Origin of the sequence: Arthrobacter sp. Cr_A7 (genome assembly GCF_029222765.1) — a bacterium.
Lineage (GTDB): Bacteria > Actinomycetota > Actinomycetes > Actinomycetales > Micrococcaceae > Arthrobacter.
This window is the reverse complement of record NZ_JARHXQ010000202.1, coordinates 1-12267: the sequence shown is the minus strand read 5'-3', so window position 1 is coordinate 12267 and position 12267 is coordinate 1. Positions and strand designations below refer to the sequence as shown.

Here is a 12267-nt window from a genome sequence, read left to right as displayed (position 1 = left end):
CGTCCATTCCAGCATCGCTTTCGACGGCACCACCGCCGTCGTCGAGGTGGCCAACACCTGCGGACTCGGACTGCTGCCCGAAGGCAAACTGGAGGCATTGAACTCCTCCAGCCGCGGATTCGGCGAAGCCGTCCTGTTCGCGCTCAGCCTTAACCCTGCAAGGATCGTCCTGGCACTGGGCGGCAGCGCCAGTACCGACGGCGGAATGGGAATGCTCACCGCCCTGGGCTACAGCTTCCACGACTCCGAAGGACGCCAGCTCTACGGCAGCGGAGGAGCGTTGGGACAGATCCGGTCCGTTCACCGCACCGCGCTCCCGGAACTTCAGGACACCGAACTTGTCGTCGCGAGCGACGTCCACAACCCCCTCCGCGGCCCCCACGGCGCACCCGCGGTCTTCGGCCCACAAAAGGGTGCCGCAGCGGAGGAGGTCGCCTTCCTCGATGACGGCCTGAGGCACTTCGTGACCAAAATGGCCGAAGCCGGATTCGCCGACGCGGAATCACTGGCAGCACATGAAGGCGCCGGAAGCGCCGGCGGCATCGGCTACGCCTGCCTGCTGCTCGGCGCCACACAGGTATCCGGAGCCGACTACTTCCTGGACCTGCTGGACTTCAACACCCGCAAAGACAGCTGCGATGTGGTGATAACCGGCGAAGGCAGCATCGACGAACAAACCCTGGCAGGGAAACTGCCCGCCGCTGTTGCGCGAAGGTCAGGCACCCGCCCCATCATCGCTGTCGCCGGCCGCTCACTGCTTCCCAAGGAGCGATGGTCTGAAATGGCCCTCACCCGGGTTTACACCCTGGCGGACTACACCGATCTGGACTCCTCCAAAGACCCTCACCTCTCGGCCACGTTGCTCCGGCAAATCGGCAGAGACATCGGAACAAGCCTCCTGTAGCACAGCGCGGGAACAGAAACACCCGCCGGGGTAACGCGGGCGGGTGTTTCCGTGATCAAAATCCACACAACAGAATACAAAGGCAGGTATATGAGACGCGCGAAAATTGTGGCTACGTTCGGCCCGGCAATTGCCAGCTACGAAAACACCCTCGCGGTGCTCGAAGCCGGTGTTGACGTCGCACGGATGAACATGAGCCACGGCGACTACACCGTGCATGACAACACCTACGAGAACGTCCGCAAGGCAGCGGCCGAGCTGAGCAAGCCGGTGGCCATCATGGCTGACCTCCAGGGACCCAAGATCCGCCTGGGCCGGTTCGTTGACGGCCCGCACGCCCTCGCCGTGGGTGACACCTTCACCATCACCACCGAGGACGTTCCCGGCACCAAGGACATCTGCTCCACCACGCTGAAGAGCCTCACCGAAGACGTCAACGTGGGCGACGCCCTGCTGATCGACGACGGCAAGGTGGCCCTGCGCGCCATCGAGGTTGACGACGTCAAGGTTGTCGCCGAGGTGACCGTGGGCGGCATGGTGTCCAACAACAAGGGCATCAACCTGCCCGGCGTCGCCGTCAACGTTCCGGCGCTAAGCGAAAAGGACGAGGACGACCTCCGCTGGGCCATGCGCCGCGGTGTTGACCTGGTGGCCCTGTCCTTCGTCCGTGACGCCTCCGACATCACCCGCGTGCACGAGATCATGGACGAAGAAGGCCGCCATGTGCCGGTCATCGCCAAGATCGAAAAGCCGCAGGCCGTTGAACAGCTCCCGGAGATCATCGACGCGTTCGATGCCATCATGGTGGCCCGTGGCGACCTCGGCGTGGAGCTTCCGCTGGAGGAAGTGCCAATCGTCCAAAAGCGTGCCATCGAACTGGCCCGCCGCTGGGCCAAGCCGGTCATCGTGGCAACCCAGGTCCTGGAATCCATGATCGACAACCCCCGTCCCACCCGCGCCGAGGCCTCCGACTGCGCCAACGCGGTACTGGACGGTGCCGACGCTGTCATGCTCTCGGGCGAGACGAGCGTGGGCAAGTACCCGATCGAGACCGTCAAGGTCATGGCCCGGATCATCGAATCCACCGAGGTCCACGGCATCGAACGCGTTCCTCCGCTGGGCACCAAGCCCAAGACCCGCGGCGGCGCCATCACCCGCGCCGCCGTCGAAATCGCCGACCAACTGGACGCAAAGTACATCTGTGCGTTCACCCAGTCCGGTGACTCCGCACGCCGTCTGTCCCGCCTGCGCCCCACCAAGCCCGTCTTCGCCTTCACCCCGGTGGAGCAGGTCTGGAACCAGCTGGCCCTAACTTGGGGCATCCAGCCGGTGCTGGTCCAGATGGTGGACCACACCGATGAAATGACCGCACAGGTTGACCGCAGCCTCATGGAAATGAACCTGGTGAACGACGGCGACCTGGTAGTCATCGCCGCCGGTTCGCCTCCCGGAAAGGCCGGCTCCACCAACTCGCTGAAGGTGCACAAGGTGGGCGACCTGGCCGACTCCACCCGTGCGGGTGGTGTCACCAGCAACAAGGAAAAGCTCGGCCCCTGGCCGGAAAAGAAGAAGAAGGCCTAGCTACCGACTAAGAAGGGGATGTGCCCCCAAGTTCTGGGGGCGGGCCAATCCCTTGTCAACGACAATCAATGACCAAATTAAGCCGCCACCAAACGTAAAAACTCACAGTCGTCGTCGTCGTCCCAATTTTCCGGGGTAGGACGTTGCTCCAGTTGGATGAGCGATCGAGCCTAGATTCTCGATTCAAGCCGTTCTTGAAATCCTTCGTTTGTAAGAACCACAACAAAATGCCTCCCGAGTCTGAATGTGCGCAATCGCTTATCCGCTGACTCGGGATCACACGGTACGTGTTCGTCCTACTTCGACCATGTGATGCTGGACGATGCGCTCAGGGATGGATGACCGCGGGTAACACCACAGGGGCCTTCCCTAGGGTTGGATGCCGAGATGCCTTTTGATGTCGTTTACTGGCGGGGAATAGTGGCGGCGGTTGGCGATACGGAGTTGCTGAAGGCGCGGTAGCGTCAGGAGCGGGGTGAGGTCCCCGTCGATAATCCGTGTCGATTCGTAGAGGTACAGTTCCCGCAGTTCGGGCATGCCGGCCAGCGGCGCCAGTGAGGGAAAGTCACCGCTATTGGCCATGCTCAGGACCCGGAGATTTTTGACAGAGGCAATGTCATCAACGGTTGGCACTTTCTTACCGGTATCGAGGTGCAGCTCGCTTATTGCCTGCGCTGTCCGAAGTGCTGTGACGTCTTCAAGCTTCGTTGCAAGAAAAATTCCGAGAATTTCGAGTCGTTCAAAGGCGGTCAGACCGTCCAAAGAGCGCAGTTGGGGGTACTGCTTCATGCGAAGCCGGGTCAAGGATTTCGCGCCGGCCAGTGGAGCCAGGTCAGCTGGGCTGTAGCTTTCAAGGTAAAGGTCGGTCAGTGGTGCCAAGACCTCTTTCTGGTCCTTGATCAGAGGCCATGAAATCGAAAGGGATGTCAGCCCGGGGAGCTGTGCCAGGTCAAGGGTGCCTGCCGAGGGATGTACGGCAGGCAGGTTCAAGCTCTCCAGATGGCCTCCCAAGCGGTGAATCGGTGAGAGATCTGTGATCCAGCGGGCTGTCACCAACAGCCGTGACACACGCCACGGCCGCAGGAATTCCAGATCAGCTTCGGCGAACCCGTGGGCCCAGTTCAGCACCAGTTCATGGACGCGACCGCCCTGGACCAAGGATTCCATTTCGCTGTTCCAAGGCCCGTTGACAAAAAGACGGACGCCTTCGGCGGTCTCCTCAAGTGAATACCCGACGTAGGGAACGCTGTTCCCGGGCAGAATCGACACTGAAATTTACGTCCTTGTCTTGGCCATCAGTGGTATCCACACAAAAGTATCGCTTCAGTGGTCTTAGTTATTCAGGTGTGCGCGGAAAGCCCAGCTTGTCGCTGATTTGATCATCCAACCAGCGATAGCTGGAGAGCCCCCAGTCACCGCAGGGTTCCACCGGTCCAGGCAGACGTTGACCACGGTCATCCAAATACTCCCCCGTCCAGCGGCGGAAGCAGTGCTGTGCGAGTACATCTTTCTCGCTCAGGGGTTGCGTACCGATGGTCTCAAAATAGCCCTTCGTCCAGGGCATACGGTTGATGAAGACTGGCGGCAACAGCAGACAATCGCGCGTTAGTTGGCCCGGCGCCAGACTTTTTGCGGCGGAGACATGATCATAGACGTAGATGAGATATGACCCAGGCATCGGTGCAAGAGTTGAGGGAAGATCGGCGGCAACAACCCTGCCAAACAAGTACTTCTCGTCCGGCATCTGCAAAGCAAAGATGTCACCGGAGGCAGGCCTCTTGCGACTTGGCTTGAGTACCCGCAGGTTTATGTCACTCATCAATACCCCATTCTGCCGCAACCCATTTATCGACCCGGGAATTCTCGATTCGAAGTATTCTCGGGATCCTTCCTTTAAGAGAAGACGCGTACTAGGTCCACACTAGGCCGCTCCGTTGACTTCGCTTACCCGCCGCCTTGGGATTGCAACCAGGTGATCGAGGTACCGAGGATGGTTGCCGTACCGATGACAATGACTCCGATGCGTTTTCCAAGCGTCCAGTGGCCAGCGAGGAGTGGCGCGAGGGGGGCGCCGAGTATGGCGCCCCCCCCTCAGCTGAGGCTATAGCCAGATGCTGAAGTTTCTGCTTGTCACAGTTTTTGGCCCGGCGGTGACTCCGTTGGAGCTCACCTTGAACTCGACCCGGTGAAAGACTTCTTCCGGGGACCCGTCCCCGTCCCCTGTGGGTGGCAGCACAAACGTGGGAGTTACCCACTTTTTTCCAGGTACCGAGAAGTTCAGAGGTGTGCCGGCCGGTGCATACCAGCTCTTCAGCACATCGTTCGGATCCCAGAAATAACCATCGTCCTCCTGAATTATCTGGTTTATGCTCACTGTGACGTTGCCGCTGGTGCAATTGGCGCTTATGGGGTAGGCGACCACCTTCCTGGACGTCAACGGGTCAATGCGAACGAAGTATGGCTTCGCGGCAGTGACGGTGCACGGCTCCACAGTCGCCAATTCTGCGGCATTGGCTGCGGGGGCGGTTGCTAGCGGCAGTGCCGCCATGCCGAGGGAGAGCGCCGCTGCTGCGACGCCCGCCTTGCGGGTGGCACGCGGAGTTTTGGTACCGTCCGTGCTTGTCGGCTGATGTGAGTTGAACATTGGAACTCCTGATTGGGATGAGTGATTTATTTGACACGCACTACATCGGACTGCTGTGTCGCGACGGGTGCGATGTCCTCAGTGTCATGCGGCGGCGTGTGCGCGCCCGTGTGCGCGTCAGTCCTCCATACGAGCGGAGCGGCGCGTCCAGCAAGCAGGATTTGACGACCTATTCATGTTCGCGTCTCCGCCTGGATAACGAGATCTGCCGCCGGGGGCAGTGTGTGCCTGCTCGCTAAAAGCTGAGCTGCTTTCAGTCCCGGTAGCGATCCCAATTAGCCGGTTACGGTCGAACAGGCCGAAGGTTTCAGCGGGGGACGGCAAAAGCTAGCACGCCCCCTTAACAAGCCTCACTCCGTTCGCACACTCAGGACGTCCTGCGCAGTTATCCGTTGCCCGGACTAAGATGGGGCCCGCATGAAGGAGGGGTAAGACCCCTCGTGAAGGCTAGTGATCAACACAAGGTTTTTCGTGGGCCGGCAGGTGGGCTGCTTATAGCTGGCCGCGTCCTGCAAGGTACGCGTCGAGGGCTGGGTTGTCGATATCTTTGGCCAACCATGGGAGGGCAGCGGCCGCGGAAGCGTCTCCCAAGACGGCACGGTGGGATTGGGCTCTGACAGTGAGTTCACGGAGCCCGCTTCGGCCGGCCAGCCGCTTAAGTCGCGCAGAGTACTCGTCCGCGCGGGGCGAACCTGTCGTTATGGCGATGTCTGCAGCGGTGTCGAGTAGTCGGGCTCTGTACCAGAAGTACCAGGGTTTGATTTCGAGTCCGCGTTCAATCCAGCGATTGGCGCCGTCGAGGTCTCCTCGGGCCATGGCCAGGCGGGCCTGGTTGCTGGCTCCCATAACGGTGAAACAGTGGTCCCCGGCTTGTTGTGCCAGCACCCATGCGTGCTCAATCAGGAAGCCGGCTTCGCCCATGCGTTTTCCCGCCAGGTGTGTTTCGCCGAGCAGGCCCTCGACGAAGGGGCGGAAGGAAGTCCAGTGCTCCGAGGTTGTGATGTCGAGTGAGCGGTTCAAGGAGATCATTGCCCTGTGCAGGTCCCCTCTTAGGAGGTGAACTCGCCCAGCCATGGCTAGGCTGAATGCCTGCTGGCGCCTGCTGCCGATTGCGGCAGCCAAGGCCTCGGAGTCAGCGAGATTGAGGAGTGACTTTTCGTAGTGTGCGGTGTCGGACTCCATCATTCCGCGGACTCCGAGGATTTTGGCCTCCTCCTCGGTGATCCCTTCAGCAGCTTTCATTGCCTCTTCAAGCCAGTGTGCTGCACTATCTGGTGTGCCCCGCTGCGCGGAGAGGAAACCCAATTCCCGGTAGGCTGCAGCCGTAATACGTGATGCGCCGGCAGGGGCACCGGCGGCGATGGCTCGGTGTAGGAGGTCAGCGACTTCAGTTCCCCGGCCGCCCGCCTGGTGAATTAGCGCCCCTGCGAGTGCCAGGAGCGCTTCCGCCTGTAGGGCGCCATCAGTGGTGTCTCCGGCCAGCGCTGTTGCCAGACGCAGTTGATCCAGTGCCCGGTCCACGGCTCCTGAGGAGAGCGAGGAACTTGCCGCGTCCAAACAGGAGCGGATGGTTGCCTCTGTGGCCGGGAGGTCCGAGACTGTTGACGGGCTCGAATCAAAAATGGCCCGCCGGACTTCGTCCGGAACTCCGACACCAAGTTCCCGGTGAAACAGCTCACCGCATCGGGCAACCTGTTCGCGGGCACGGCGATGATCACCCGAAGACACCAATGATCTGACTAGTACTGCCTGACAGTCTGCGTTGTAAGGGTCACGGTCCACGGCCAAGGAAGCGAAAGTTGTGGCAACACCGGAGTCCCCTGAAGCTAAGGAGGCCAGGGCACGTTCGTACAACAGCGTTTGCACACAGTTAGCGATCCGGTGACGAGTGACTTCCAGCCATGCATCGAAAACAGGACTGTCAGTAAACGACAGGCCTTCCAGAAACTCACCTTGGAGTTGTTGCGGATCCGGGATTGGAGGACCTCGTAGTCCTGTGACGGTCTGTACATCGCATAGACAAGTCGGGGAAAGAACTAGCCGGAGCGGGTCACCCGAAAGCGCTACTTCTTCCCCAAGGGATGTCCGGATCTGGGAGAGATTCCATCGCAGTGCACCCAGAGGGTCCTCGGCATCAGGGAAAAGCATGGAGGCCAGCCGCTGCCTGGTGATGCCTGCGGTCTCAACGGAAAGGTAGGCCAGCAAGCCCCATGCTTTGCGACCACGCGGCTGCTTGACGACGTCGTCGTCCCGGATAATCGCGGGTGGCCCCACGAGCCGAATCAACAGGCCGGCCATAACGGTCATGATACATCGGGGGTGCATGCAAAGCGCCGGAAAATCTTGCCCGCATCCCTTCTAGATGCTGGACTAAGGGCCGTCGTACTACCCGTGATTGCTCTGCTGAACACGGATACAACTCCGTGTTGAAGTGGCCCTACTGACGTCAGCTCGCGCACACGGGGCGTCACATGCGTTCTCCGCACACTGGCTCTATCAGCACTTCTCAGAGTGAGTGCTCACAGACCAAGATTTAGGAAACGTTATGTGCCCGTCAAGCTGGAACCTGGCAGCACTTGAGTCATCCTCGTATACCGCCGATGCAGTCGTCACTGTTCTGGCGCATCAAAAGCAGGCCACCGGATCCTCTGATTTCATTGATCTCGGGCGTACTCCGCACCCGGTCCTGGGGCAGGGAAGAAACCCGCACAGCTCGTCGCGGATATTTGGTCACAACTGGACCAGTGAACAGCTGCAGGTCGTCGAGCAGGTCGACAGGGAAGTGCAGCGTCACCCTCAACACATGCTGGCACGTTTGGCACTGGTGAACCACGCACGCGCGTCGGATGTCCAAGGAATAAGGTCAATGGTTGCTGGGTCCATGAACGGGATAGCCGGTACGTACTACATCGTGGTGGCACTGCATCTCGCCCAGATGGCGATCACGTTTCCGCACAAGTTGACCGCCACGCAGTTTGCGCTCCTGGTCGCGCCTCTGGAAGCCGCTGAACTAGCAGGAGCGGATGTCCCTGTCGCCAGCCCATTGGCCGCCTGACTTCACAACGCTCGGTTCATTCTGGCGTCTACACGAGACGGCGCCCGTTTCCATTTAGAAGTTTCACTATTGCTTCATATCAATTAGTGGAAAGGTTGTTTGGTGCCCCGTTTTGCGCAACGGCTCGAGCCGCAATGGATTATGAAAGGTCAAATTGTGGTTGATTTTGGTAGCGTCCCTCGGATCGAGGACTACGGGTTTGTCTCCGACCTTCACACCGGGGCGCTCATTTCCCGCGGTGGCAGCGTCGATTGGCTTTGCGTTCCACGCTTCGACTCTGAAGCGATCTTCGCAGCCTTGCTAGGCACCGAAACCCACGGCCGCTGGCTGCTTGCCCCGGCACCGCAGACGGGCTTCCCGGAACCTGTGGTTCTGTACCGGGGCTACCGGAAATCGACATTCATTCTGGAGACGCACTGGAGAACACATAGCGGGGAAGTTCTGGTGACAGAGTTCATGCCAATCGACGCCAGCCGTCGCTCCCTTGTCCGGAGAGTCGAAGGCATATCTGGCCATGTCCTGATGCACCACCAGCTCGAACTTCGATTCGGATACGGAAAAATCATCCCCTGGGTGCAGCGGACACGGGACGAAGACGGCGAAGCGATCCTGGCCATGGCCGGCCCGGAGGCCGTCATGCTCCGAGCAGAGCCTCTCCCCGAGGCCCTTCCGAACCACACGTACTTTGGTGAGTTCACCGTTCATGCAGGGCAGGTCGTAGACCTCGACATGTTCTGGTTTCCTGCTCACCAACCGGCCCCAGGGGCTCTTGACGTCAGCCAGGCACTGGAGTCAACGGACCGGTACTGGACAGACTGGTCGCAACACTCGATCTGCCAGGGAAAGTACGGCGAGGCCGTCGAACGCTCCTTGCTGCTGCTTCGTGCACTCACTCATGAGGAAACCGGAGGAATCGTGGCAGCCCCCACCACCTCATTGCCCGAGCAATTCGGTGGCGAGCGAAATTGGGACTACCGCTTCTGCTGGCTCCGCGACGCAGCCTTAACACTGGACGCGATGATGACCCACGGTTTCCGCCAAGAAGCGTTAAGGTGGCGCAATTGGCTTCTCCGCGCCGTTGCCGGTGATCCTAATGACCTGCAGATCATGTACGGGATCGCGGGAGAACGCGAACTGCCCGAAAGGGAGCTCAGCCACCTGCCGGGATACGAGGGCAGCGCCCCGGTTCGGATCGGCAACGGAGCCGTTAAGCAGTACCAAGGGGACGTTGTGGGCGAGGTCATGGTTGTACTAGAGAGGCTTCGCAGCCAGGGCGGGCACGAGGACCTTTTCTCCTGGCCACTCCAACTGAACATGCTCCAATTCGTCGAAAACAATCTGACACGCAGAGACCACGGCATCTGGGAAATGCGCGGTGAGCACAAAGACTTCACCCACTCCCGCGTCATGATGTGGGCAGCACTGGACTGCGGAGTAAGGGCAGTTAAGGAACAGGGGCTCGAAGGACCAGCCGTACGCTGGGAGAAACTGCGGAAGGACCTCCGGACCGAAATCATGGAACACGGCTTTAACCGTGAAATAAACTCCTTCACGCAGACCTACGGCAGCACCGAAGTCGACGCATCCCTCCTCGTCCTGCCGCAGGTCGGGTTCCTAGACTACGGGGACGAAAAGATGCTCGGAACAGTGGATCGTGTGGAGCGCGAACTCCTCGACGGATCCGGGCTTCTCCTGCGGTACCGCACCGAATCTTGCCATGATGGGCTTAAGCCGGGTGAACATCCATTCTTGGCTTGTTCTTTTTGGCTGGTGGAACAATACGCCCGGACCAGCCGGATCCCTGAAGCAGAGAAACTAATGGATCAGCTCGTGAGCTACTCCAGCGACCTAGGGCTGCTCAGCGAAGAATACGACCCCATCAATCACCGAATGGCAGGAAACTACCCACAGGCCTTTTCCCACTTGGCACTGATACGCGCTGCCGACGCCCTGCACTCAAGTAATGCTGCTCAGTGACACAAGTAGTGCGCAGGCACGCCCGAATGAACGCCCATGATGTTGTAGCAAACATAGAGTCGCCAGATCCGGCACCAGTCCGTGCACCTCGCCGGCGCACTACCCGATGGTGGGATTCGCCGATTCTCTCTTCGACGTCTTCTCGGAAGCGTTCGTTTCTGAGAACGAGTCTGATAAAGGCTGCTCTCGGGCGCTGCGGAAGGTCATCGATAAGCTCGTTGAGGGCCATGGCGATCAGGTCTCGTTCGGCTGGGGCCAACAGCTAGAGGCCGCGCAGGTACGCGTCGAATTCGAAGAATTTGATGTTCCCTCCGATGCTGAAGTACTGCAACCACACGTCGTACGTGGTCAGTTCCGCATCGTGGGCTGCGTGCCAGGAGCTTCGTTAGGATTGTGGGGGTGAGGTTCCCCGCGGCAACCCGATCCTTTTGACACCGTCGATAAGAGGTCAATTCGGACCCCACCGTTGACATGATGATCATGCTTCCGTTTCCAAGCCGCACGAAGGATGCTGAGGTACAGGGTAGGGAGAGGACTGCGACCATGGAACAGTACGACAGTGCAGGCGTGGGCGGGTCGGGGAAATCAGTTGATCGGATCAACGATTATGCTCGGGGCATCTTTGAGGCAACGTCGTCCGCGTACTCGCTGATGGATCCCGAGTACGTGATCCTCGCCGTGAATCCCGCGTTCGTCGACCTCGTGGGAATCCCCTCCGTTGATCTTGTTGGGCACCAGGCTTTCGAGGTGTTCGGCGAGAACCCGTCCCAGGCAGAGCAGGAACCGGCCAGGGTGATGCGCGAGTCGCTTGAGCGTGTAAAGAGAACCGGGCAGAGGGACAGCATGTTCCTTCATCGGTTCGACATCCCTGATCCTGGGTGCCCCGGAGCGTTCCTGGAGCGTTACTGGAGCCCGGTCAATAATCCTGTTTTGGATGAGGAGGGTCATGTGGTCGCTTTCCTGCAAGAGATACGCGACGTGACCGAGCACCGCGAGGATCTCGTCCGCCTCCTGGCTTACCTCAGTGCTGATCCGGATGTGTCTGACGCTGACCGGAAACAGCGCTTCACCGAGTACTCGGCAGCGACCATGGTGACATCGAGCCTTTATCACTCCGCGCGCAAAGAGGTGGAGCAACTGCAGGAAGCCATGAGGTCCCGGGCCGGCATCGAGCAGGCCAAGGGCATTCTCATGGCTCAGCACCGTTGCACCAGCGAAGAGGCCTTTAACCGACTGCAGGTGATGTCCAGCAACAACAACGTCAAGCTGAAGGACGTTGCCGCCGCCATCGTCTACCAAGCGACAGCACCGCGCAGAGGCAGATAGCCACCACGCATTTGTCGCGGCGCTGGTCTTTACTCGCCTAACTCCGTCGATCGTTTCTTGAACCGTATAGGGCGGATAGGCATGAAACTCAGCACGTGGCTTTTATGACTTGTGGCGGTAGAAGCCAGAAATGACGCGCCGGCAGCTTACAGGCAGGTCCGGCCACGAGGGTAGCGCAGTGCGAGGAGCTGAGTGCAGAGGACTTCGGACATTCCGTGCAGACAACTTCGGAAAATGACACGGGTTCCCGCCGATCCCGCCGGGTCATACGCGTCTTGGAGTGGTGTCTTGAAAAGCTGTTGAATTCTAAGACATAGATCCAAGTTGCACCTCAAATGCGGGACGGGACCACCGTCCTAGCCGAGCCGAACACGTAGGCCCCAGGTATCGCCTCGCGTTGCCTGGTACCTAACAAGTTCGGGTCGCATGCCCGCGCTAATTCCGTCATCCTTTTGTCCAGTGGCGTGGCACAAGAATCCGCCACAGCGGAATTAGCGGCTCTTTACATCGGTGTCTTCGACCGAGTTCGGCGACTATTCGCCTTACTAAGGCAAATTGTCAGTGTCATAGGACAAACTGTCAGCAAGAACGTGATTCTCACGTCTGTTACTAGAAAGGGACATATACATGCCTGAAAAGCCTGACAACCCCCGCCAGCCCGAACACCCGGAGCACCCGGAGCACCCGGAGCACCCGGACACACCGAATAACCCAGGGTTCCCTCCCCGGCCGCCGAAGCCGGGCAAGGTCGGCTAAGTATGCCATCCATCCGCACGTTGC

The 12267-nt window shown here is 59.7% G+C and carries 11 protein-coding genes; 7 read left to right on the top strand and 4 right to left on the bottom strand.

Annotated elements, in window-relative coordinates; translation table 11 throughout:
- Together P2Q66_RS11725 and pyk are read left to right on the top strand one after the other, a co-directional pair.
- Positions 1 to 904: glycerate kinase (locus P2Q66_RS11725; RefSeq protein WP_275728225.1), on the top strand; the 904-nt coding region annotated here is incomplete at its 5' end.
- Positions 905 to 994: 90 nt separating this feature from the next.
- The gene (gene pyk, locus P2Q66_RS11720; protein WP_275728223.1) at positions 995 to 2485 is read left to right on the top strand and encodes a pyruvate kinase; all 1491 of its coding nucleotides are present in this window, start codon (positions 995 to 997) and stop codon (positions 2483 to 2485) included.
- Positions 2486 to 2854: 369 nt separating this feature from the next.
- Here pyk and P2Q66_RS11715 read toward each other — a convergent pair whose 3' ends face one another.
- The 4 genes from P2Q66_RS11715 to P2Q66_RS11700 form a co-directional block, all read right to left on the bottom strand.
- Positions 2855 to 3754, bottom strand: coding sequence for a hypothetical protein (locus P2Q66_RS11715; RefSeq protein WP_275728221.1), 900 nt, complete (start codon positions 3752 to 3754; stop codon positions 2855 to 2857).
- Positions 3755 to 3821: 67 nt separating this feature from the next.
- A complete protein-coding gene (locus tag P2Q66_RS11710; RefSeq protein ID WP_275728220.1) occupies positions 3822 to 4304 on the bottom strand; it encodes an immunity 26/phosphotriesterase HocA family protein in 483 nt (160 codons plus the stop codon).
- Positions 4305 to 4586: 282 nt separating this feature from the next.
- On the bottom strand, positions 4587 to 5129 hold the full coding sequence (locus P2Q66_RS11705) for a hypothetical protein (RefSeq protein ID WP_275728218.1): 543 nt from the start codon (positions 5127 to 5129) through the stop codon (positions 4587 to 4589).
- A gap of 492 nt (positions 5130 to 5621) precedes the next feature.
- Entirely contained in the window at positions 5622 to 7427 is a 1806-nt protein-coding gene (locus tag P2Q66_RS11700; protein ID WP_275728217.1) for an SARP family transcriptional regulator, read from the bottom strand.
- 247 nt (positions 7428 to 7674) lie between these two features.
- On the opposite strand from P2Q66_RS11700, the gene P2Q66_RS11695 reads away from it, so the two are divergent.
- The 5 genes from P2Q66_RS11695 to P2Q66_RS11675 all read left to right on the top strand — a co-directional run bounded on the left by P2Q66_RS11695 (position 7675) and on the right by P2Q66_RS11675 (position 12243).
- Positions 7675 to 8184 carry a hypothetical protein gene (locus P2Q66_RS11695; protein ID WP_275728215.1) on the top strand — a complete coding sequence of 170 codons (510 nt, stop codon included), beginning with the start codon at positions 7675 to 7677 and terminating at the stop codon, positions 8182 to 8184.
- Between the two features lie 102 nt (positions 8185 to 8286).
- Positions 8287 to 10161 (top strand): glycoside hydrolase family 15 protein, encoded by a 1875-nt coding sequence (locus P2Q66_RS11690; RefSeq protein WP_345795631.1) that lies wholly within the window; start codon positions 8287 to 8289, stop codon positions 10159 to 10161.
- A gap of 106 nt (positions 10162 to 10267) precedes the next feature.
- Positions 10268 to 10564, top strand: a complete 297-nt coding sequence (locus tag P2Q66_RS11685) for a hypothetical protein (protein ID WP_275728213.1) — start codon at positions 10268 to 10270, stop codon at positions 10562 to 10564.
- Positions 10565 to 10704: 140 nt separating this feature from the next.
- Complete coding sequence (locus tag P2Q66_RS11680) at positions 10705 to 11487, top strand: ANTAR domain-containing protein (protein WP_275728210.1); 783 nt, start codon at positions 10705 to 10707, stop codon at positions 11485 to 11487.
- Between the two features lie 627 nt (positions 11488 to 12114).
- Entirely contained in the window at positions 12115 to 12243 is a 129-nt protein-coding gene (locus tag P2Q66_RS11675) for a hypothetical protein (protein WP_275728208.1), read from the top strand.
- Positions 12244 to 12267 lie beyond the last annotated feature (24 nt).

Excerpts from the sequence above, each read along its gene's own strand:
- P2Q66_RS11675 (WP_275728208.1), top strand. The coding sequence starts at position 12,115 with ATGCCTGAAAAGCCTGACAACCCCCGCCAGCCCGAACACCCGGAGCAC.
- P2Q66_RS11705 (WP_275728218.1), bottom strand. The coding sequence starts at position 5,129 with ATGTTCAACTCACATCAGCCGACAAGCACGGACGGTACCAAAACTCCG.
- P2Q66_RS11700 (WP_275728217.1), bottom strand. The coding sequence starts at position 7,427 with ATGGCCGGCCTGTTGATTCGGCTCGTGGGGCCACCCGCGATTATCCGG.
- P2Q66_RS11710 (WP_275728220.1), bottom strand. The coding sequence starts at position 4,304 with ATGAGTGACATAAACCTGCGGGTACTCAAGCCAAGTCGCAAGAGGCCT.
- P2Q66_RS11695 (WP_275728215.1), top strand. The coding sequence starts at position 7,675 with ATGTGCCCGTCAAGCTGGAACCTGGCAGCACTTGAGTCATCCTCGTAT.
- pyk (WP_275728223.1), top strand. The coding sequence starts at position 995 with ATGAGACGCGCGAAAATTGTGGCTACGTTCGGCCCGGCAATTGCCAGC.
- P2Q66_RS11685 (WP_275728213.1), top strand. The coding sequence starts at position 10,268 with ATGGTGGGATTCGCCGATTCTCTCTTCGACGTCTTCTCGGAAGCGTTC.
- P2Q66_RS11680 (WP_275728210.1), top strand. The coding sequence starts at position 10,705 with ATGGAACAGTACGACAGTGCAGGCGTGGGCGGGTCGGGGAAATCAGTT.